The organism is Paenibacillus sp. JMULE4, from assembly GCF_013337105.1.
Lineage (GTDB): Bacteria > Bacillota > Bacilli > Paenibacillales > NBRC-103111 > Paenibacillus_G > Paenibacillus_G naphthalenovorans.
Map to the genome: position 1 here is coordinate 21,659 of NZ_SGWF01000017.1, position 21,864 is coordinate 43,522.

The following is a 21,864-nucleotide window of genomic DNA, read 5'->3' on the forward strand; positions in this document are numbered from 1 at the left end:
TTCCTCACGGAATGGGATTCTACGGGCTGTTTTTTTATTTTACGCAGACAGAAAAAAAAATTTTGGGTAAATTTCCAAAATATTGATTGACAAAAGAAGGATAAAAGAATACAATTAATACTAACATACTAATAGTTAGATATTAACTATTAGTAAGTAAAAAATAGGGAGGTTGTTACAATGGCTAAAACAAAATGGATTGTCGACCCTACGCACAGCAGTATCGATTTTACGATCAGACACATGATGATTGCGAAGGTAAAGGGGACCTTCCATACCTTTGAAGCGAATATTGAAGCCGACCCCACAGATCTGACAACCGCTGACGTTCAATTTAGTATCGATTTAAGCAGTATTGACACCCGGAATGATGATCGTGATGCGCATTTGCGTACAGCTGATTTTTTTGATATCGAGAAGTATCCGAAACTGACCTTCCAATCTACCCAAATCACGAAAACAGGTGACGGGGAATACAATGTGACCGGCAATCTGAACCTTCATGGCGTCACTCGCCCTGAAACATTCTCCGTTACATTTGAGGGTCAGGGCAAAGATCCTTGGGGAAATGAGAAAGCCGGATTCAGCGGTCAAGGCAGCCTGAAGCGCAGCGACTACGGCTTAACCTGGAACGCGGCATTGGAAACAGGAGGCGTGCTCGTCGGAGACGAGGTTAAAGTTTCGATTGAGATTGAAGCGTCGAAACAAGCCTGACATGGATATATAAACAGCATGGCGGATCCCCTGTGAATCAAGGGCACCCTATCGGGTGTCTTTTCACATACCGGCGGGGAAAGGCCGATGGCCCAGACAGTTGCTTTTTGAAATAAACTGTGGTAAAGTTAGAGAAATTGGAAATTTGAAACCGCAATTCACATATTGAAAAGGGGATCATTTTGAAGATGGAACTTTTTTCAATATGTGAATTTTTTTTAAAGAAAAAAGGAACATGTTAAATTATCTATTGGAGGTTTTTCACAATGCAAACAGGTACAGTAAAATGGTTTAACGCAGAGAAAGGTTTTGGCTTTATCGAAGTTGAAGGGGGAAACGATGTATTCGTACATTTCAGCGCGATTCAAGGCGACGGCTTCAAGACGCTTGACGAAGGCCAACGCGTGGAATTCAACGTTGTACAAGGCAACCGCGGTCCTCAAGCCGAAAATGTTGTAAAGCTGTAAAGCACATACCGTCTTAGCCATAAGACAGCAACCAAAGGGATCGTCTCCAGAAAGGCGGTTCCTTTCGTGCTGTCATAAAGCGAAAGCCCTTATCGACAATGATAAGGGCTTCGTCTTTGCCGGGATTTAACCTAATCCCAGACCTTCTGCGATTCTCGCTCCGTAATCGGGGTCGGCTTTGCGGAAATGCCCGATTTGCCGCAGTTGAATCTCCGGTTTCACAGGCTTCATCGCAGTGACAATGTTGTCGATCAGATCCGCTTGTTCGCTCTCGCTCAATAAACGATACAAATCGCCAGCTTGCGTGTAATGATCATCGCGATCATACGGGTAGCTGTCGACCGCACCGGATACCGGCAGCGGCGGAGCTTTGGCTTCCGGAACCTCTTTCGGGCCGTTAAAGCTGTTGGGCTCGTAGTTGACCGAACTGCCGCCGTTGTCGTCGAATCTCATCGCCCCATCCCGCTGATAGTTGTCTGCAGGGCTTATCGGACGGTTTACCGGTAACAGATTATGGTTTGCTCCCACGCGGTACCGGTGCGCGTCGGAATAGGCAAACAGCCGGCCCTGCAGCATTTTGTCCGGGGAGAAACTGATACCGGGCACCACATTTCCAGGCGACAGCGTCGCTTGCTCCACTTCCGCGAAATAGTTTTTCGGATTCCGGTTCAATACGATGCGTCCGACCGGGATCAAAGGATAATCCTTCTGGGACCACACCTTGGTTACATCGAACGGGTCGAAACGGTACGTATCTGCATCCTGCAGAGGCATAATTTGAACGTACAGCGTCCAGGACGGATAATCCCCTTTTTCGATCGCTTCGAACAGATCCCGGGTTGCGTAATCCGGGTCCTCGCCGGCGATGCGGACGGCTTCCTCCCGGCGAAAATTCTGAATGCCCTGATCGGTCTTGAAATGGTATTTTACCCAGACGGCTTCGCCCTGCTCATTAATCCATTGGAACGTATGGCTGCCGAACATGTGCATATGACGATACGATTTGGGTGTGCCGCGGTTGGAGAACAAAATGGTCACTTGATGCAGCGATTCCGGGGAAAGAGACCAGAAATCCCAGATCGCGTTCGGGTCTTTAAGATTGGTTTGGGGATTGCGTTTCTGCGTATGGATAAAGTCCGGAAACTTCAGAGGATCGCGAATAAAAAAACAGGCGTATTGTTGCCGACCAGATCATAATTGCCGTCTTCGGTATAGAATTTGATAGCCGTACCGCGAGGATCGCGTTCGGTATCCGCGGCGCCTTTTTCGCCGGCGACCGTTGAGAAGCGGATGAAAACCGGTGTTTGCTTGCCAACCTCGGATAAAAATTTGGCCTTGGTCCACTGATTCACGGCATGCGTGACTTCAAAATAGCCGAAAGCGCCCGCGCCTTTCGCGTGGACGACCCGCTCCGGAATACGTTCGCGGTTAAAATGAGCCAACTTTTCGAGTAAGTGCACATCTTGGATCACTACAGGCCCGCGTTGGCCGGCCGTTTGCGAATTCTGATTATCCGCGACAGGGCTTCCACTGGATGTCGTTAACTTTTTTTTGCCCATATCATCAACCTCCTCTTCAAATGTCTAATAGATGTGTGATGGTCATGTTGTGCATATTCTGCACGGCGGTTCGAAATTGCTCGATCCATCAAGGCCGGCGAGCGTGTGGAGCCGGAAAGAACACTCACGGCGGGAAAAGCCCGGAGGAATGAGGAATCCCATGCATTTTATTTGTATTAGCCATATATACTGGATTATGACTACTTCCTAGGATGATAGGGCGGGTGATGCGCATTGCTTCATATTGTCGCTTGTATTAAACAGGTGCCGGATACGAAAATCATCAAGATGAATCCGAAGACCAATACCATGGATCGTGCCAGCGCGCCGGCGATCCTCAATCCCTATGACGCTCATGCGGTGGAGGAGGCGGTTCGGCTCAAGGCAAAGTACGGGGGAACGGTCTCGGTGCTGACCATGGGGCCGCCGCCGGCGGTGAAGGCGATTAAAAAATGCATCGAAATCGGAGCGGACGAGGGCTATATGATCTCCGACCGCGCGTTTGCCGGCGCCGATACGCTGGCGACCAGCTATGCGCTGACGAAAGCTTTGGACAAAATCGCCAAGCTCCGGCCGATCGACCTGATCCTGTGCGGTAAAATGACCATAGACGGAGACACGGGTCAAGTGGGTCCCGGGATTGCCAGGAGACTCGATATTCCCCCGCTCACCTCGGTCAAGAAGATCGTGGAGGTGCGGCGGGAACAAGGATATGTGATCGTACACCGTAAGCTGGAGGACGGCTATGAGGTTGTCCGATCGACATTGCCCTGTCTGCTTTCCGTGGAAAAAGAGATTAACGAAGTTCCTTATTCTCCGCTGCCTAACGTGCTTCGGGCGGCACGCTATCAACCGCAAATATGGTCTGTGGGCGATCTGGACGATGTTGACCGGACTCAGCTTGGATTAAAAGGGTCGCCGACGATTGTTTCCTCCGTGTGGGCGCCCCAAAAGCCCCAAGGGGGGACCATTCTGGAGGGTGGACCGAAGGAACAGGTGAAGGGATTGCTCGGCATTTTGATGGAAAAGAAAGAATTGTTCCAAGCAAGGGGTGAAGCTTGATGAGCTTCGAGGACTACCGGGGTGTCTGGGTGTATATCGAGGTGAAGGAAGGCCAGGTCGCTCCGGTTTCGCTTGAATTGTTGGGGGCGGGGAGAAGGCTGGCGGATAAACGGGGAACGGAGCTGGCCGGGGTCGTCATCGGCGAAGGCGTGAAGCCCTTGGCAGAAACGGTATTTGCATACGGTGCGGATACGCTCTATGTATACGATGACCCGATTTATAAGCATTACCGTACGGAACCGTACATGAAAGCCTTGCTCGCGTGCACGCAGAAGTACAAACCGGAAATTATTCTGTACGGCGCCACCTCGACCGGAAAGGATCTGGCGAGCGCGGTGGCTACGGATCTGCCTACGGGACTTACCGCCGATTCCACCATGCTGGATGTGGAAGAAGACACCGGCCTGCTGCTGGCCAGCCGTCCTGCCTTCGGGGGCAACATCATGGCGACAATATTGTGCAAGAAGTACCGGCCTCAAATGGCTACCGTTCGCCCGAAAGTTATGAAAGCGCTATTCCCGGAGCCTGGCCGAACGGGAACGCTGGTAGAAGAATCGATTCCGCTGCAGGAAGAAGAGGTTCGCACCAAAGTGTTGGAGATCGTTCGGGAAACAGCCCGCAGAGTGCGCATCGATGAAGCGGATATTGTGGTAGCCGGGGGAAAGGGAATGGGAGGACCCGCTGGATTTCAGCTGATACATAAGCTGGCCGAAGTTTTGGGAGCCGCCGTAGGGGCCAGCCGGGATGTGGTCGAAGCGGGATGGATCGGGCATCATCATCAAGTAGGGCAGACCGGTGTAACGGTCACGCCGAAAATCTACTTTGCCATAGGCATCTCAGGGGCCATCCAGCATATCGTGGGCATGCAAAATTCCGGATTAATCATAGCGATCAATAAGGATCCGAATGCTGCGATATTCCAGAACTGCCATTACGGGATTGTAGGCGATGCGTTCGAGATCTTGCCCCTGCTGATTGAAGAGTACACAACGGCCTTGGGTGGAAAGGAGGACGGGTATGTCCGAAAAATTTGAATGCATCGTCGTCGGCGCCGGCCCTGCGGGAATTGCCTGTGCCTATGAGCTGGCCAAGGCCGGAGTGAAGGTGCTGCTGTTGGAGCGAGGCGAATATCCGGGCTCGAAAAATGTGATGGGCGGCGTGCTGTACCGGCAGATGATGGAGGATGTCATCCCGGAATTTTATAAAGAAGCTCCGCTGGAGCGGCCTATCGTCGAGCAGCGGTTTATGATGATGGATAAGGAATCGGCCCTTACCTTCGGTTATAAAGGAATGGAATGGGGACAGGAGCCTTATAACAACTTTACCGTGCTTCGGGCCAAATTCGATCAATGGTTCGCTCAGAAGGCGGTGGATCAGGGCGCACTGCTCGTGAACGAGACGGTGGTGCTGGAATGCATCGTAGAGGACGGCCGCGTGGTGGGCGTGCGTACGGACCGTCCGGACGGGGACCTGTATGCGGATGTCGTGATCCTGGCGGACGGAGTGAACTCCTTGTTGGCGAAGTCGCTCGGGTTTCACAGAGAATTCAGGCCGGACGAAGTGGCGTTGGCTACCATGGAGATTATTAAGCTGGACCGCAAAATCATTGAAGACCGCTTTAACCTGGAGCAGGATCAAGGGTGTACCATCGAGCTGTTCGGCGATGCCACCAAAGGGATCCTGGGCACAGGATTTCTGTATACCAATAAAGATACGCTCAGCATAGGCGTCGGCACTTTACTCTCGGGACTCATCAAGCATAAAATAAAACCATACGAGCTGCTGGAATATGTCAAACATCATCCGATGATTCGTCCGTACCTCCAAGGGGGCGAACCCCAGGAATATTTGGCCCATCTGATCCCCGAAGGCGGTTATTATTCCATGCCTAAGGTTGTCGGAGACGGCGTCCTTGTCGTGGGTGATGCCGCACAGCTTGTCAATGCGATTCACCGGGAAGGATCGAACATGGCGATGACCTCCGGCCGTTTGGCTGCCGAAACGGTCGTGAAGGCCAAAGAAGAGGGAGATTATTCCGAGCGCGTGCTCGATCATTACCGCAAGCGGCTGATGGACAGCTTCGTCGGTCAGGATTTGAAAAAATATAAAGACGCCACTCACCATTTCGACCGCTTTCCCCAATATTTCGATCAATATATTCCCATGATGAATCGAGCGGCCAGCCAAATGTTTACCGTAGACGGTTCCTCCAAGAAAGAGAAGCAGAGGAAGATATGGAATGAGATCGGCCCGGTCAAAGAGAAGCTCAAAATCGCCCGCGACCTATACCGGGCATGGAAGGTGATGAAGTGAGTCATGAGTGAGCAGGCCAAAGCCGCAACGATAGAGGAGAAGCAGTATCTCCTTCGTTTTAACGCCGATACGAAATCTCATCTTCATGTGTTGAATGCGGAGGTTTGTTTAACCGATTGCCCCGATAAAATATGCACGATCTTCTGCCCTGCCGAAGTGTATAAATGGGAGGAGATCCGGATGCATGTCGGCTACGAGGGCTGTCACGAATGCGGCAGCTGCAGAATCGGCTGTCCTCATCAGAATATCAAATGGGAATACCCGAAAGGCGGCCACGGGATCGTCTTTCGATTGGGGTGAAGCCTATGTTTGAGATCGGCGATTGCGTTGTTTTTTCCCTGGACCGGGCAAGGGGCATTATTATGGAGGCGAACGATGATGTATACCACGTCGTGTGGGAGGATTTTTTCTCCAGCTGGGAGAAAGGCGAGCTGCTCTCCAAAATAGCTCTTAGGTTGGATGACGATCAAGGTGCAGATAGAAATCGTGAGTAAACATATGGAGTAAACCATAACCAGGTGCCCTTGCGGTGGTACCCGGTCACCGCTTTGCCGTTCAGCCGGTGTGCCTTAGTATGTTAATTCTTCTTGAAGCCAACCTAAGAGTACTACCATATTACTGCAAAGAGGGATCGTATGAGTTATTTATGGTTGGTTTTCGCTTTATTATCGGCCATAACCGCCGCGCTGGTCAGTATTTTCGGCAAGATCGGGCTGCAGTCGGTGGACGCCAACACGGCAACGGCGGTCAGGGCCGTCATTATGGCGGTATTTTTAGTGGCCGTGGTTGCGTTTCAAGGCAATATCGGTAAAATCCCGTCTCTTTTCGAAGACAAAAAAACGCTGCTGTTCATCGTGCTGAGCGGAGCCGCCGGTGCCGCTTCCTGGTTGTTTTATTTTTGGGCTTTAAAGCTCGGTAAAGTTTCGCAAGTCGCCCCGGTCGATAAATTAAGCGTGGTCATTGCGACGATAGCGGCCGTTGTGTTTCTGGGGGAACGCCTCAGCTGGATCAGCGGAATCGGCATAAGTCTCATTGCCATCGGCGTCATTCTGATCGCATTCAGCTGAAGGTATAATATAAGAAAAACAAAGGACACCCGCCCCGGTGTCCTTTGTCTGTCTATTCCGCTGCGACTTTCTCGAGTACTTTGATCAGCTCGGCGGGCGGGTAAGCTCCGGAGAGGGCGTACTTGTTATTGAATACAAAGAAAGGTACGCCGGTAACGCCGATTTGTCTGGCTGCTGTCTGGTCATGGGTTACCTTGTCGCTTCCTTTCCCTTGTTCGAGCTGTTCCCGCAGATGGACCGGATCATGACCGAGGGAAGCGGCGATGCCAAGCAGAATATCCAGCTGGGCTATGTCCTGGCCCTGTTCGAAGTAAGCGTTCATGATGGCATCGATCATAGCCTCCTGCTCGGAGGCGGGCAACAGGGCCGTCAGCCGGTGGGCCAGCTTGGTGTTCGGCATGCGGGTCACCTGATCGAAACGAAATGTCACCCCCACCGCTTCCCCCGCCTGGGTCACACGATCGGTCATTTGCTTCAAGGAAGCGGCATTGCCGCCCATTTTTCTGATCATAGCGTCCTGAAAGGGAAGTCCCTCGGCCGGCAGCGTCGAATCCAACTCAAAAGCCCTAAAATGGATCTCCACCTCGTCTTTAGGACCCCATGCAGCCAGAGCATCCTGTAAATTTTTCTTGCCGATTCGGCACCATGGACATACCATGTCGGAAAAGACATCGATTTGTATCATCTATATTTACCTCCAGTCAGTTACTTACTTTGTTATAGTATGATCGATTTGGCGGCGAAAGGCAACCATGGATCATTTACCATCGGATATTTTTGTTTTTATCTGTAACAAAAACAGAGATCAATCGTTATAACTCTTGCGAAAGGGGGAGAGGCATGCAGAAGGATTCGTTTACAGAGCTGTTCCGGATGTTTCAGCCCTCTCTCTATCGCTATTTATACCGCATGTGCGGGTCTAAAGAGGTGGCCGAAGAGCTGCTTCAGGAGACGTTTTATCGGGCCATGCTCTCGCTTCGGCTGGAGGATATGAGATTGGCCCGGGCCTGGTTATATAAAGTAGCCCGAAATCTGTTTATCGACTGGGTACGCAAGCGGAAGGGGGAGGCGGAGATGCTGCAGGCCATAGAGATTCACGCTTCCGGCACTAGCCCGATGCCTACTCCTGAAGAGGCTTTGCAGCTGAAGGAGCAGCGGAGAAAAATGACCGGGGTCATGCGTAAGCTGCCCGAGCATTACCGGACGATTCTTTATCTGAGGGAAATGGAAGGCTTCTCCTATCAGGAGCTGGCCGAGACTTTGGATCTCAGCATGAGTCAAGTCAAAGTCATGCTGCACCGCAGCAGGGATAAATTCAGGGAACTGGCGGATCAATGGGAAAGGGGAAATGGACATGAGTGAACAGCGCTTTACTAACGAAGAAAAGCTGCTGCATAACTGGGAATCCGATGCCAACGAACCGGATTCCCCGGCCTGGGATGAGAAAAAGTTCAAGCGCATGATCTGGCGCACCCGGTTTACCGTCGTAAGGAGCGTGGTCTCCACACTGCTGGGGATTTTCTTGCTGGTATGGATTTATATGATGCTCGTAACGAGTTATTATCACAGCAGCGGGAAAAGCGACCAATTTATCCGCTATGTCACTACCTTGGTAGAAACGCATGAACCGGGTTTAAAAGTGGAGAAAGGCGGTCATTGGAACGCAGAGCTGACGCCTTTTCTGACGAAAAAAGCCACGCTGAAGCTGTTTAAGCAGGTGGGTGAATGGCAGATCATCGCAGGGGAAGTTACGGCCACCCAAACGCTTTTCGGTGACGTAACCTATTCGATCAATGAAAATGTAACCTATTTAAGAACACCCAGCCGGTTTTCTTTCGCCGTCCCGCCCGATCTGATTGCCGGTGACCCCAGCCGCACACAAGCTCCCTCCAACCGTTCGGTTTGGGAGCAGCTCAAGCATATCGAGGACGGTTATGTAGCGGAGTTGGCTTTTTCCACGGCTGTGGGGATGGATCCCGAGGAGCTTCTCAAGCGGCTTTCCAACTATCAAGTGCGGGTTCTCAGCATGCCGGTTTATGCGGGAGAGCTGAAGGGAGATCTGAAGAATATTCCCCATTCGACCTCAAATGAACTCCATTTCGTGCCCCATCTTACGTTAAGGCCTTTTGTAAAGTATCAAGAAGAGGGAAACGGGATGAGCTGGGCCGGTTGGCTGGAGAATGCGGACACCCTCAAGCAATCCGTCGATCAAATGCTCAAAGATATCGAATGGCTGAGACAGGAGAGAAGCTACCGGGAGTCCGAAAACGACGGGAAGCGGTTGGACTACCTGAAAGAGAACGGAGTGAAAGTATATGGCGCCGTTGTTACAGGACCGGTGCGCGAGCTGGAGAAGCTGAAGCAGGAGCAGGGCCTGTTTTATTTTCAATTGGGAAGGATCGAAATTTGGAACTGGGAGGAACACACATCGTAACATAGGCCCATAGGTTAAATCCCCGTACACAAAGGCATCAAGTCTGGCGGTGTGTTATCGACACCTTTACATTTTTCCATATGTCAATAATTGCAATTTTACAGGACTTAAGTGCCAAGCAAGAGGGTTAACGGATGGGTATGCGGGGTGAAAACATATCCATTGGCCTGCTTATCTTTCCTTCTACAAGGAAACACATAACTTTCTGTTTTTTGTGGAACATTACCCCTTAGCCGATGACCGCATAAGAAAAACCATCGCCTAAGGAGTGAAATGGTTACATGAAACGTTATGTCTCTTTCCTCGCCGCATTCGTTGTGCTTTTGTGTTTGATTTTACCCCATTCGGCCGAAGCCAATGCGAACAAACCTTATCACTTCGGGTTTAAGAAGAGCAGGAACCATGAGCTTCCATCGATTCAGGAAGAGGGGTTCCGGTCCATTGTCCAGAAGCATGATGCCATTTTTTTGGGCGATACGAAGCAAAAGGAGCTTTATCTTACGTTTGATAACGGCTATGAGAACGGCTATACGAGCAGGATTTTGGATGTACTCAAGGAGAAGCAGGTACCGGCCATCTTCTTTGTGACGGGACATTATATTCAAGACCAGCCCGAGCTGTTGAAGCGAATGGTGCAGGAGGGCCACCTCATAGGCAATCATTCCTGGAGCCATCCCGACCTTACACAGGTATCCGACCAGAAGCTGAAGGAAGAACTGGATCGTGTCAAAACGAAAGTAGCGGAGCTGACCTCCCAAAAGGAAATGCCGTATTTGCGCCCGCCGCGGGGGGTTTTTAGCGAACGGATGCTTGCGGCCAGCAAAGGATACGGGTATACCAACGTGTTTTGGTCGATTGCTTATGAGGACTGGGATCCGAAGCTGCAAAGAGGATGGGCTTACGCATACGAAAGCATCATGTCGCAGCTGCATCCCGGTGCGGTCATCCTGCTTCACTCTGTATCGAAAGACAACGCGGAGGCGTTAGCCAAAATTATTGACGATGCCCGGAAGCAAGGATATGAATTCAAGAGCCTGGACCAGCTGCAGACGAAAAATTATTAATTTATCCGTAACCCTCACATCGATGTGGGGGTTTATTTTGTATTCATACCGAAATCTGCTTTTGATGGAACCGTTTGCGGTGACTATAAAATAATGGGTTGACAGTAGGGTTTATTCTTGCTAGAATCCAAGTTGCAAATAAATGATAATGATTATCAGTACCAACTTTAAAAAGGGGAGTGTAATGATGTTAAAGAAACACCGGAGATTCTTATCATCCGCAATAACGGCTATTCTGAGCGTCGGGCTTTTGGCAGGATGTGGAACGGCATCACAAGGCGGACAGCAAGCTGCGCAGCCGCAAGAGCCGAATAGCGGAGCTTCCGAATCGAAGACGGAACAAGTCGTCAATCTTTATACGGCAAGACATTATGAAGTGGACGACGTTCTTTATGCTCAATTTACGGAGAAAACCGGTATTAAAGTCAATGTCGTCAAAGGCAAGGCGGAAGAATTGATTGAACGGTTAAAGCGTGAGGGAGAGAGCACTTCCGCCGATTTGTTCATCACAGTGGACGGCGGAGTGCTGAATAACGCCAAGCTGAACGGAGTGCTGCAGCCTGTAAAGTCGGATGTCATTGAGGCTAATGTTCCTGCACAGCTCCGGGATAAAGACAACGAGTGGATCGGTCTGTCGACGCGGGCCCGTGTGATCGTATACTCCAAAGATCGGGTTAAACCGGAGCAGCTCTCTACATACGAAGATTTGGCTACCGATAAGTGGAAAGGAAAAGTGCTCGTGCGTTCCTCCACAAGCTTGTATAACCAATCGCTGCTTGCTTCCCTGATCGAGTTGAACGGGGAGCAGAAAGCGGAAGAGTGGGCTAAAGGCATCGTCGCTAACCTCGGCCGTGCGCCGGAAGGCGGGGACCGTGACCAAGCAAAAGCCATTGCTGCGGGAACCGGAGATGTAGCCATTATGAACACTTATTACTTTGGACAGATGCTGAACTCCAAAGATGCGGAAGAAGTGAAGGTTGCACAGCAGCTCGGCGTGTTCTTCCCTAACCAAAGCACGACCGGCACGCATCTGAATATCAGTGGAGTGGGTCTTGCAAAGCACAGCAAAAATAAAGAAAATGCCGTGAAGCTGATCGAGTTCTTGACCGATACGGAAGCGCAGGAACTGATGTCCAAGGAGAACTTTGAATTCCCGGTAAACCCCAAGGCGGAGAAACCGGAGCTTCTGAAATCTTGGGGAGAGTTTAAGGCCCAGCAAATTGACTTTGCCAAGCTGGGAGAACATAATAAAAAGGCAGTTGAGATTTCTAATAAAGTAGGTTGGAAATAAGAATGCGCTTTAGAACAGCTATACGCAATATAAAACAACATACAAACGGCTGGCTTTATGCCAGCCTTCTGGGGGCAGTGGTCGTTCTGCTGCCCATTTTTACTATATTCGTGTCGCTGTTCCAACCGCCAAACGAAAACTGGCAGCACATCAAGCAGTATTTACTGCAGGACTATGTGTTCCAGACCGTTTGGCTTGTGTTGTTTACTTGTCTGTTTACCGTGCTGCTCGGGGTAACGTTGGCTTGGCTGATCGCGGCTTATGATTTTCCGCTCAGACGCTTTTTTCGCTGGGCGCTTGTGCTGCCGCTGGCCGTTCCTCCGTACATTGCGGCATACACCTACAGCACGATGTTGAGCTATACCGGCATTGTCCAAACCACGCTGCGCAATGAATTCGGGGTGATGCCAAACCCGGAGTGGTTTGGCATCATGTCGATGAGAGGCGCCATTTTCATATTTACGATGTTCTTGTTTCCATACGTATACATGATTACCAGATCCTATCTGGAGCATCAGAGCGGCTCTTATATTGAGAATGCCGCTCTGCTCGGGAGAAAACCTTTTTCCATATTTCTCTTTATCGTGCTGCCGATTTCCCGGCCTGCCATCGTCGGCGGTGTCATACTTGTCGTATTCGAAGTGCTTAGCGATTATGGCGTATCGAGCTATTACGGTATCCAGACCATCTCCGTGGCGATATTTCAGACCTGGTTCGGAATGTACGATGTCGACTCTGCCGTCCGTCTGGCCGCATGGCTGATGGCGGGGGTTGTCGGGATATTCGTGGTGGAACGGCTGCTCCGCCATCAGCGGAGCTTCGCGGCTTCCACCAGTAAATCAAGACCGCTTACACCCAAGAAGCTGAAAGGTATCCGCGCTGCGGCTGCTTTCATGTTCTGCGGGCTTATGTTTGCGTGCTCCTGCCTTATCCCTGTCATTCAATTGATCGTATGGGCCGCCTGGAGCTATGACGATGTGCTTACCCCGGCTTTTTTCGAATTGACGTATAACACGATAGGCCTTGCTTTGACGGCCACGGCGATCATTATGGTGTTCTCGGTGATTACAGCCAATGTAGTTCGTCAGCAATCGAATGTGCTGACCTATGTGCTGGCCCGGTCGGTGACGTCCGGCTATTCCGTTCCCGGAGCGATTATTGCCATCGGCGTACTGGCGCTGTTTATCGGCCTTGATCAATGGCTGGCCCCGCTATATGCCCGCATGGGCCTGGGGAAAGCGCCGCTTGTGCTCAGCATGTCCTTGGTTATGCTGGTTGTCGCTTATGTGGTCCGCTTTATGGCCACCGGATACAATGCGGTCGAGGCCGGTTTTGAGAAGATCGGGATGAAATATACGGAAGCCTCAAGGCTGCTCGGCCTGGGGATGACGAAGACCTTTTTCAAGGTGGATGCCCCGCTGATCAAGGGCGCCTTGTTCAGCGGCGTTATTCTAACGTTCGTGGAAATTATGAAAGAATTACCGTTAGCCTTGCTGCTTAGACCGTTTAACTTTGAAACGCTGGCGACCAAGACCTATCAATACGCAAGCGACGAACGCATCTATGAAGCTTCCATACCCTCTTTGTTTATTATCGGTGTCAGTATGGTCTCTGTTATCGTATTTCATCAATTAGGGAAGAGGTTGAATTCATGAAGATCGTGAATATTGGTAAACTTTCATTTTCTTATTCCTCCAAACAGAAGCCAGTGATTGACCGCTTCTCCTTCGATATGGAAAAAGGGGAGATCGTCGGGATTTTGGGGCCTAGCGGGAGTGGAAAAAGTACGCTGCTGCGGCTTGTTGCCGGGTTGGAGTCGCCAACCGGCGGAAGCATTGCGATTTCCGGGCGTACCGTGGTGGACGATACCTCCTTCATACCTCCTGAAAAGCGCGGCGTCGGCATGGTGTTTCAGGATTATGCATTGTTTCCGCATATGACCGTAGCAGGCAACATCGAATTTGGCCTGCATCGTCTGTCGAAGAAAGAACGTGCAGAGCGGCTTGCAGAAATGCTGGAGCTGGTGCAGCTATCAGGCTTTGAGAAGCGTTATCCCCACGAATTAAGCGGGGGTCAGCAGCAGCGTGTAGCCTTGGCAAGGGCTCTTGCCCCGCGTCCTTCCATTCTTCTGATGGATGAACCGTTCAGCAACCTGGATGCAGACCTTAAAGTCTCTATCCGCAGCGAGCTTAGAGATATCCTGAGAAAAGCGGAGATGACCTGTTTGTTCGTAAGTCACGACCACCAGGACGTTGATGCGATTTGTGATCGTACGGTGATGATGGTTTCTTAATCAAGGGTTGCCCGTTGCATTAGACCAACGGGGATAGTATAGTTGTATTAACTATACTGAGGTGAAGCGACACGAGATGAATTGGATGGAGACGATTACAAGTTTGGATTGGCATGATGTGGAACATTGGCTAAAGCAATATGAAGCCTTAGGGCCGCTTCCCGGTATTCTAGCCCCTATGGCAGAATCCTTTCTCCCCGCTTTGCCTCTGGTGGCTATCTTGATTGCCAATGTGAATGCCTATGGATTAGGCGAAGGCGTATTGCTGTCCTGGATCGGAGTAGTGTGCGGAAGCATCAGCGTGTTTGCAATCTTCCGTAAATTTGGTGGCAGGCTTCGCGGTTGGATCGAGCGGAAGCATCCCAGGTCGGAGAAATTAGTGCATTGGCTGGAGCAGCACGGGTTTACCCCCATTTTCCTGCTCGCATGCTTCCCGTTTACACCATCCTCTCTTGTGAACATAATAGCGGGGCTCTCCAAGGTTCCCATGCATACCTTTGTCGTGGCTACGGCTTTGGGCAAAGGCGTCATGATCTTTCTCGTATCGTTTGCCGGCCATAATTTGGACAGCCTGCTCAAACATCCCCTGAAAATAGCGCTGATTTTTCTTGTGTTCTTTATCATTTGGCTGTTCGGGCGTAAGCTGGAATCCAAATATTTTAAATGAAAGCACCGCTCTCTTCTGAAGCTGTCTGTTCAGGGGAGGGCGTTTTTTGTTAGGGAACTAACTTCCAGCATAGCTGTGCGTTTGGTGTTTACAGTATGAACGCGCAAAATTAGAGGTAGCGGTCTTGACGGCGGCATGATAACCTGAAGGAAAACAGAGGCAGAGGTGAAAGGAATGGGATTTTTCGACGGGCTCATGGGGAACGCATCGGAATTGAATGCGGTTGATCTCCAGAAAGAATACGCAGGAATATTGGCCAAAGGCGAAACGATTGAGAAGGGGTATAAGGTCATACGCGATCTGTTCATTTTTACGAACAAACGTCTGATTCTGGTGGATAAGCAGGGCTTGACCGGAAGAAAGATGGAGTACCATTCCGTTCCTTATCGGAGCATCACGCACTTCAGCATTGAAACCGCGGGGAGCTTTGATCTGGATGCCGAACTGAAAATCTGGATTTCCGGGAATGCGACACCCATCCAGAAGCAGTTTAACAAGAGCTTGAATATCTATGAGCTGCAGAGCGTGTTGGCCGCTTACGTGCTGGATTAGACAATACGACGGGATCTAAAGCGATAGACAAAATGGGAATAATGATGGAAAGCCGGCAGCAGGGGGATTAAGGTTGCCATGATCGGGTGCCGCAACGATTCGTGCTAAAGCTCTGATGGCAGCTCATGCGTTCCGCCGCACCAAGTCAGAATAGGCCTGACGGGCCCTCGAACGAATGTTTGTTCCACGTGGAAAACGTAAAGGTCATACGAAAGGGGCATACCACCGGTGATCCGCAAAAAACGGTACTGTACATCCTTATTATCATCGCCTTTCTCGATATGTTCAGTCAGCTGCCCGTGATTAGTTCTTGGGCTCAGAGTCTCGGAGCAGATCCGTTCATGATCGGATTAGCCGTAGGCGTTTATTCGCTTACGAATATGATCGGTAATGCTGCCGCTCAAGGCGGACGCGCTCGCTCTCCGCGAGCAGGCTGCAGGGCTGCTGCTAAGCACCTTCGGCGTGGTGGCGATCGGCGTGTTCCTGCTGCCGACCAACCGGATATTCGACCGGGTACCGCCGCTTTCCACCTTGCTGGCCGGGGTGCTGACGATTGCCGCGGCCCTGCTTGGACTTTCACTGGCCGGCCGGGAGGAGAGCCTTTTCGCAGTTATGGCGATATACGGTATCGGCTTTGCCTTCATGTTTCCTTCCATGAACGCTCTTTTGACCGGTCACGTCCCCGAAGGAGATCGAGGGAAGGCCTTCGGGCTGGGGCCTGTTTCTGCACTTGACCCCCGGAACCAGCGAAGCTCCGCCTTCCGTCTTATCACGGGAAGAGCGGCCTGCAACGTGGAAAGAAGACCCCGCTGTTCCAGCCCGGCTGGACGACCTTTGCGGTTTCTCCTATAATGGGCTTACACGTAAAATGAAAGCGTTAGCATCACGACGGGCGCTTAGCAAAGGATAGGTGCTGAACCATGTCGCGTAACAAATGGGCGATCGGCGTGTACGCGCTGTTTATCGTATTTTTATTGCTGCTCTGGCAGTTCATTCAGACCAGCTTGTCCATTCAATCCGTTGTCGGACAAATGGAGAGCGGGGCGTCGGCTGAACGGTCGGGTCCGCATCTGGTGCTTATTTCACAAGAGCTGGACAATCCGTATTGGCGGACGGTGGAGAGGGGCGCCCGGGATGCGGCATCGAAGCTGGGGGCGGATATCGAATATATCGGGCCTTATCGCAACAACCCGCAGGAACAGAAAAATCTGCTCGAGAAGGTGATCGCAGCCAAGGCCGACGGCATCCTCGCGCAGGGCATGGCCGACAGCGATTATATCGGCTTGATTAATCGGGCAGTAGCTCACGGCATCCCGGTGGTGACGGTGGATACGGATGCGCCGGAAAGCGCCAGGCTTACATATGTCGGGACGGATAACTATCTATCCGGACGTTTGCTGGGTGAAGCGGTAGTCAAGACGGCAGGAACGCGGGGAGAGATCGGCGTCATCATCGGCAGTCAAGAAGCGGCCAATCAGCGCTTGAGGCTGGAGGGATTTCTTTCCGTCATCGAAGCTTACCCGGAGCTCAAGTTGGTGGAAGTCCGCGCATCCAATATCTCGCGGATTCAGGCGGCACAACAGGCGGAGGATCTGATGAGGAGCTATCCGAATTTAACGATCATGGCCGGAACGAGCGCGCTGGATGCGATCGGTATTCTACAGGCCAAAAAGAAGAGCGGCCGGGAAGGACTGCTCATTTTCGGTTTTGACGATTTGGAAGAAACGCAGCAGGCGATCAGGCGCGGTGATATTCAAGCGACGGTCGTACAGAAGCCGTATCGGATGGGGTACGACGCCGTGAAGCTGATGCTTGAGCATAAGCAGGGGGCTGCGTTGCCGCGGGAGCATTATACCGAAACGGGACTCTTAACTCGGGAGGATTTGGGCGGGGAGGATTCGCAATGAGTATCCGCCGAAAGCTGTTCGTCTTTATCCCGCTGATTGTTGTACTGATTAACTCGGTGTCTTTTTTCATCTTCCAAAGCGGCAAAACGGTTCAGGAAAGCTACAATCTCATGATGGAACGGATTTTATTATATAAGCAGGTCGCACAAGGAACGGAAGAAAATTTAAGCGCCCTGAGCTCTTACTTGATTGAGCCGAGCACGGGCAACCGGGATATCGTGGCCGATCGGAGAGAGCGCCTGCAGCAGCTGCAAGCGCTTCTGACGGCAAGCCGAAACGAGCTGAATCCGTTGGGGCTCACCAATTACACCAATTTGCTGGAAACCTTCATTCATCAGGAAACATCGGTTGTGCAATCTTTGGAAGGAGGGACGCTGTCCTCCTATGTTTCTCTTTATGAGCAGGCGGAGAAAACGGCCGGCTTTATCCAGCAGGAAGGGCAGCATCTGGTTGACTTGGAGCTTACCCATTACCAGCCCTATTACCAGAGTATTCTTAAACTTACGAATCATATCAACAGCCTGGGATTTGCGATCTTTCTCGTGGGAACCCTCTTGAGTATCTTGTTTGCCATCTGGCTGTCGCAAAGCATTACGGAGCCGATCGGCCGGCTGGTGCAGACGGCCAAGCAGATCTCGAGGGGAAACCTCAATGTGGAGCCGCCGGCATCGCAAACCGACGATGAGATCGGCATTCTGACCGGGACGTTTCGGCACATGCTGTACAATCTCAAGGAGCTGATCGCCCGGGATAAGGAGCGGCTGGAGATGGACCGGCTTGTCAAGGAATTGGAGATCAAGGCGCTGCAGAGCCAGATCAATCCGCATTTTTTGTTTAATACGCTGAACAGTTTGTCCAAGCTGGCGTTGATTGAGGGAGCGGACCGGACCAGCGATTTAATTGTGTCCGTATCCCATTTGCTCCGCTACAATTTGCGCAAGCTCGACCAGCCGGTAACCCTCCGGGACGAGGTAGAGCATGCAAAGGAGTATTTTACCATCCAAGGTTCAAGGTTTCGCGATAGAGTACGCTTTGTAACGGAGATTGAGGAGGCCGCGCTGGGCCAGCTGATTCCATGTCTAACGCTGCAGCCTCTTATTGAGAATGCGTTCGTGCACGGGATTGAGAATATGGAGGAAGGTGCGGAGATTGCCCTTCGCATTTGGACAATACCGTATCAACGCCAATTGATCGTACGGGTGGAGGATAACGGGGTCGGCATGCCGGAGGAGACCCGGATCGCGCTGATGCGGCAGGACGAGCAGCCGGTAAAAACCGCGGGGAGCATGTCGGGGGAACCGCCGACTGAGAAGAAGGCATCGACGGGCCTTGGAACGCATAATGTGTTTAAGCGGATCCGCCTTTTTTATGGCCGAGACGATTTGGTAAGCATTCTGGGGAATACAAGACAGGGACAGGGCACGGTGGTGGAGTTAAGGCTGCCTATGCTTACGGAGGAGGTTAAGCCGGATGTACAGATTGCTGATCGCCGATGATGAAGCGTTGGAACGCGAGGGGCTGGAGCTGATTGTAAAGCGCTTTATGCCGGACATATTCGATATCGCGCATGCGGAGAACGGACGGACAGCCATTCAACGGGCGGATGAAATCAGGCCTGATATTGTATTTATGGATATTAAGATGCCGGGCATTCAAGGTCTGGAGGCGATCAGGGAGATCAAATCGCGGCATCCGCAGGCAAAGTTCGTGCTCGTGACGGCGTACGATAATTTCGCTTATGCGAAAGAGGCGATCTCACTTGGTGTAAAGGAGTACCTCCTCAAACCGATGAGGCGGGATCAGATCGCAGATATTTTGGGGAAGCTGACGGAAGAAATCGCAGCAGAACACAAAAAGCGGGAGGAAGAGCTGCGCCTGAGCGAACGGGCGATGGAGTTCATACCGCTTGCAGAGAAGGAAATTGCGCTGTCCTTGATGCTCGATCCCTTGTATGACCACCATCTGGAACCTCTGTTTGGGCTGCTGGATTTGCGCGTGGTATGCGGATGCGCCTGCGTGATTTCGCTGCCGGTAAAGGAAGATGGGACGATCGATACTCCAGAGGGTATGAGCAGCGAGCAGCTGTATGAAGCGGTGCGGAGCCGGGCCAAAGCGACGGTGCCGCATGCTGTCGCCGGTCCTGTAGTGGGCAGATGGATCGCCTTGTTTCTTGTGAACGGGGATGAGAGCAAGCCGTTCTTCACCTTCCGTACCGAATCCCTGCAGTGGGGCAAGGAGCTGAGCAGCTTTATTACCGGGCAGCTAATGATCGGCGCCAGGCTCGGTCTGGGAACCGTAAAACCGGGTATCGAAGGTTTGCGCGTCTCGTTTAGGGAAGCGCTGTATGCGGCAGCTGCGGAAGGATCCGAGCGGCTGCAGCCGTTCGACCGGTTGCCCGAAGAGGCGGCCGGAGCGGCCAAGGGGTTGGAAGTCACCGTTTTTCCGCGAGGGGACGACATGAACCGGCAGCTGGACCAGCTTCAGGAGGAGAGGGGAAGGCGGGCCGGATCGGTATTGGACCGGGTGCTTGATTATATAAGGAAGCATTACCGGGAGGACATTTCATTGGAGCAGGCAGCCGATCATGCGGGTTTGAATCCATTTTACCTCAGCAAGCTGTTCAAGCTGCAGACGGGAGAGACGTTTATTGACCATATTACCCGTTTGCGGATCGGCAAGGCCAAGGAACTGCTCGCGGATGAACAGTACAGTTTAAAGGAAATCTGTTATCAGGTCGGCTATCATGACCCGAACTATTTTAGCCGCGCCTTCAAGAGAGCGACAGGGGTTTCCCCGTCGCAGTATCGGCAGCAAAAAGAGCTGTCGGCCGGCGCTGATCAAGCTTGACCAAATCAAAGCGGGATAAAGTCCATTTTCTATAGGGAAATGGATTTTTTTGCTGTAGTGCCAAAAAAATACTAGAAAATGAAAATTGATAGTTAGCGTTTTCATCCGGAATTAAAACAATCCAGATTCATGCCAAAGAAATGCTGGCTTTAACCGGTGTGTAAGCGGGGTCTCCTTGATATGATGTAAGCGCATACTATCGTGAAACTTCATATAGAGCGCTAAACGGTTTTAACTCAGATCAAAGGGGAGATTACAAATGAAAAGAAATACGGTAAAGGTTCTTTCCGTCTTGACAGCCGGTGGCCTGCTGCTTGCGGCCTGCAGCTCCGGAACGCCGAATCCGCAGGGACAGGAGACGCCGCCGAAGCCGTCCGAACCTGCCAAAACCGATGTAAAGAAGCAGGTGGAGATTTTCAGCTGGTGGACCGGAGCGGGCGAGGAAGCCGGACTGAAGGGGCTTATTCAGCTGTATAAGGAGAAAAACCCGGACATTGAAGTCATCAATGCCGCCGTCTCCGGCGGAGCGGGTACGAATGCCAAAGCCGTTTTGGCAAGCCGGATGCAGGGCGGAGATCCCCCGGGTACGTTCCAGGTTCATGGAGGCGCGGAGCTGAATGCCGGATGGGTCGCCGCAGGCAAAATGGAGCCGCTGAACGATCTGTTTGATCAGGAAGGCTGGAAGGATAAGTTTCCGAAGGAACTGATCGAGCTGGTCAGCAAAGACGGCCAAATTTACTCCGTTCCTGTGAATATTCACCGGGGCAACGTGCTCTTTTATAACAAAAAGGTGCTCGATCAGCATGGCCTGAAGGCTCCGACAACGTTCGAGGAGTTCTTCCGGGTCGCGGATACGCTCCAAGCCAAAGGGGTCACCCCGCTAGCGCTTGGAGATAAGGAGCCGTGGACGGCATCGCATCTTTTTGAGACGGTGCTTCTCGGCTCCCTCGGTCCCGACGGCTACAAGAAACTGTGGACCGGTGAACTGAGCTTTGAGGATGCATCGGTCAAGAAAGCCGCGGAAACCTTCAAAAAAATGATCGGTTACGTCAATAAAGACCATGCGGCGCGCAACTGGCAGGATGCAGCCCAGCTCGTAGCGAAGGGCGAGGCGGCCATGAACGTCATGGGCGACTGGGTGAAGGGGTACTTCACTACGGATCTCAAGCTGAAACCGAATGAGGATTTCGGGTGGACGCCCACACCGGATTCGGAGGGAAGCTTTATGGTCATCACGGATACGTTCGGGCTGCCGAAGGGTGTGAAGGATCCGGAATCGATCAAATCGTTCCTGAAGGTACTAGGGTCTGTCGAAGGGCAGGATGTGTTCAATCCGCTCAAAGGGTCCATTCCGGCGCGGATCGATGCGGATGTCACCAAATACGACGTGTACGGGCAACAAACGATTGAAGATTTCAAGACAAGCAAGCTGGCGCCGAGCATGGCTCACGGGTCCGCCGCTCCTGAGGGCTTCGTGACACAGGCCAATCAGGCCATGACGATTTTTGTTACGAGGGGCGATGTCGATCAATTTACGAAGTCGCTTCAGCAGGCTGCAGCCGCAAGCGGTATCAAAAAGTAACACGGAATTTACCCGGTGGCGCGGGCGGCGGCAAGACCGTTGTCC

The 21,864-nt window shown here is 51.7% G+C and carries 22 protein-coding genes and 1 pseudogene; 21 read left to right on the forward strand and 2 right to left on the reverse strand.

All coding sequences use genetic code 11. The features are described 5' to 3' along the window. The first annotated feature begins 180 nt into the window (after nucleotides 1–180). On the forward strand, nucleotides 181–714 hold the full coding sequence (locus EXW96_RS19025) for a YceI family protein (protein WP_054817004.1): 534 nt from the start codon (nucleotides 181–183) through the stop codon (nucleotides 712–714). 266 nt (nucleotides 715–980) lie between these two features. Continuing rightward, nucleotides 981–1,181 (forward strand): cold-shock protein, encoded by a 201-nt coding sequence (locus EXW96_RS19030; RefSeq protein WP_054817005.1) that lies wholly within the window; start codon nucleotides 981–983, stop codon nucleotides 1,179–1,181. 126 nt (nucleotides 1,182–1,307) lie between these two features. Here the strand turns inward: EXW96_RS19030 and EXW96_RS19035 are convergent. Then, nucleotides 1,308–2,740 (reverse strand): annotated as a pseudogene (locus tag EXW96_RS19035) (catalase). A gap of 234 nt (nucleotides 2,741–2,974) precedes the next feature. Here EXW96_RS19035 and EXW96_RS19040 point away from each other — a divergent pair. The 6 genes from EXW96_RS19040 to EXW96_RS19065 all read left to right on the forward strand — a co-directional run bounded on the left by EXW96_RS19040 (nucleotide 2,975) and on the right by EXW96_RS19065 (nucleotide 7,182). Further along, a complete protein-coding gene (locus tag EXW96_RS19040; protein ID WP_174351179.1) occupies nucleotides 2,975–3,802 on the forward strand; it encodes an electron transfer flavoprotein subunit beta/FixA family protein in 828 nt (275 codons plus the stop codon). Continuing rightward, complete coding sequence (locus EXW96_RS19045) at nucleotides 3,802–4,836, forward strand: electron transfer flavoprotein subunit alpha/FixB family protein (protein WP_054817006.1); 1,035 nt, start codon at nucleotides 3,802–3,804, stop codon at nucleotides 4,834–4,836. The genes EXW96_RS19040 and EXW96_RS19045 overlap by 1 nt, the downstream gene beginning before the upstream one ends. After that, on the forward strand, nucleotides 4,820–6,115 hold the full coding sequence (locus EXW96_RS19050; protein WP_054817007.1) for an FAD-dependent oxidoreductase: 1,296 nt from the start codon (nucleotides 4,820–4,822) through the stop codon (nucleotides 6,113–6,115). Before EXW96_RS19045 ends, EXW96_RS19050 begins: the two co-directional genes overlap by 17 nt. A 3-nt stretch (nucleotides 6,116–6,118) precedes the next feature. Then, nucleotides 6,119–6,415 (forward strand): ferredoxin family protein, encoded by a 297-nt coding sequence (locus tag EXW96_RS19055; protein ID WP_062410263.1) that lies wholly within the window; start codon nucleotides 6,119–6,121, stop codon nucleotides 6,413–6,415. Between the two features lie 5 nt (nucleotides 6,416–6,420). Further along, entirely contained in the window at nucleotides 6,421–6,609 is a 189-nt protein-coding gene (locus EXW96_RS19060) for a hypothetical protein (protein ID WP_054817008.1), read from the forward strand. Between the two features lie 141 nt (nucleotides 6,610–6,750). Beyond that, a complete protein-coding gene (locus EXW96_RS19065) occupies nucleotides 6,751–7,182 on the forward strand; it encodes an EamA family transporter (RefSeq protein WP_074728884.1) in 432 nt (143 codons plus the stop codon). 52 nt (nucleotides 7,183–7,234) lie between these two features. Here EXW96_RS19065 and EXW96_RS19070 read toward each other — a convergent pair whose 3' ends face one another. Further along, complete coding sequence (locus tag EXW96_RS19070; RefSeq protein ID WP_217437424.1) at nucleotides 7,235–7,867, reverse strand: DsbA family oxidoreductase; 633 nt, start codon at nucleotides 7,865–7,867, stop codon at nucleotides 7,235–7,237. Nucleotides 7,868–8,022: 155 nt separating this feature from the next. On the opposite strand from EXW96_RS19070, the gene EXW96_RS19075 reads away from it, so the two are divergent. The 13 genes from EXW96_RS19075 (at nucleotide 8,023) to EXW96_RS19135 (ending at nucleotide 21,819) form a co-directional block, all read left to right on the forward strand. After that, a complete protein-coding gene (locus EXW96_RS19075; RefSeq protein ID WP_074728886.1) occupies nucleotides 8,023–8,544 on the forward strand; it encodes an RNA polymerase sigma factor in 522 nt (173 codons plus the stop codon). Beyond that, on the forward strand, nucleotides 8,537–9,616 hold the full coding sequence (locus EXW96_RS19080; protein ID WP_174351180.1) for an anti sigma factor C-terminal domain-containing protein: 1,080 nt from the start codon (nucleotides 8,537–8,539) through the stop codon (nucleotides 9,614–9,616). The genes EXW96_RS19075 and EXW96_RS19080 overlap by 8 nt, the downstream gene beginning before the upstream one ends. Before the next feature lie 281 nt (nucleotides 9,617–9,897). Continuing rightward, nucleotides 9,898–10,680, forward strand: coding sequence for a delta-lactam-biosynthetic de-N-acetylase (gene pdaA / locus EXW96_RS19085; protein WP_174351181.1), 783 nt, complete (start codon nucleotides 9,898–9,900; stop codon nucleotides 10,678–10,680). A gap of 184 nt (nucleotides 10,681–10,864) precedes the next feature. Further along, complete coding sequence (locus tag EXW96_RS19090; protein WP_373864990.1) at nucleotides 10,865–11,971, forward strand: Fe(3+) ABC transporter substrate-binding protein; 1,107 nt, start codon at nucleotides 10,865–10,867, stop codon at nucleotides 11,969–11,971. Between the two features lie 2 nt (nucleotides 11,972–11,973). Beyond that, nucleotides 11,974–13,626: an ABC transporter permease gene (locus EXW96_RS19095; RefSeq protein WP_174351182.1), complete on the forward strand. Its 1,653-nt coding sequence runs from the start codon at nucleotides 11,974–11,976 to the stop codon at nucleotides 13,624–13,626. Further along, a complete protein-coding gene (locus tag EXW96_RS19100; RefSeq protein WP_174351183.1) occupies nucleotides 13,623–14,264 on the forward strand; it encodes an ABC transporter ATP-binding protein in 642 nt (213 codons plus the stop codon). Before EXW96_RS19095 ends, EXW96_RS19100 begins: the two co-directional genes overlap by 4 nt. 76 nt (nucleotides 14,265–14,340) lie before the next feature. Then, entirely contained in the window at nucleotides 14,341–14,931 is a 591-nt protein-coding gene (locus tag EXW96_RS19105) for a TVP38/TMEM64 family protein (RefSeq protein ID WP_137670999.1), read from the forward strand. A 174-nt stretch (nucleotides 14,932–15,105) separates the two neighbouring features. Beyond that, nucleotides 15,106–15,483: a PH domain-containing protein gene (locus EXW96_RS19110; protein WP_174351184.1), complete on the forward strand. Its 378-nt coding sequence runs from the start codon at nucleotides 15,106–15,108 to the stop codon at nucleotides 15,481–15,483. A gap of 390 nt (nucleotides 15,484–15,873) precedes the next feature. Then, nucleotides 15,874–16,335 carry an MFS transporter gene (locus tag EXW96_RS19115; protein ID WP_174351185.1) on the forward strand — a complete coding sequence of 154 codons (462 nt, stop codon included), beginning with the start codon at nucleotides 15,874–15,876 and terminating at the stop codon, nucleotides 16,333–16,335. 68 nt (nucleotides 16,336–16,403) lie between these two features. Further along, on the forward strand, nucleotides 16,404–17,390 hold the full coding sequence (locus EXW96_RS19120; protein WP_174351186.1) for a sugar-binding protein: 987 nt from the start codon (nucleotides 16,404–16,406) through the stop codon (nucleotides 17,388–17,390). Then, on the forward strand, nucleotides 17,387–18,886 hold the full coding sequence (locus EXW96_RS19125; protein WP_174351187.1) for a sensor histidine kinase: 1,500 nt from the start codon (nucleotides 17,387–17,389) through the stop codon (nucleotides 18,884–18,886). Before EXW96_RS19120 ends, EXW96_RS19125 begins: the two co-directional genes overlap by 4 nt. After that, nucleotides 18,861–20,237, forward strand: a complete 1,377-nt coding sequence (locus EXW96_RS19130; protein WP_174351188.1) for a helix-turn-helix domain-containing protein — start codon at nucleotides 18,861–18,863, stop codon at nucleotides 20,235–20,237. Before EXW96_RS19125 ends, EXW96_RS19130 begins: the two co-directional genes overlap by 26 nt. 259 nt (nucleotides 20,238–20,496) lie before the next feature. Next, nucleotides 20,497–21,819: an ABC transporter substrate-binding protein gene (locus EXW96_RS19135; protein WP_174351189.1), complete on the forward strand. Its 1,323-nt coding sequence runs from the start codon at nucleotides 20,497–20,499 to the stop codon at nucleotides 21,817–21,819. The last annotated feature ends 45 nt before the right edge of the window (nucleotides 21,820–21,864 follow it).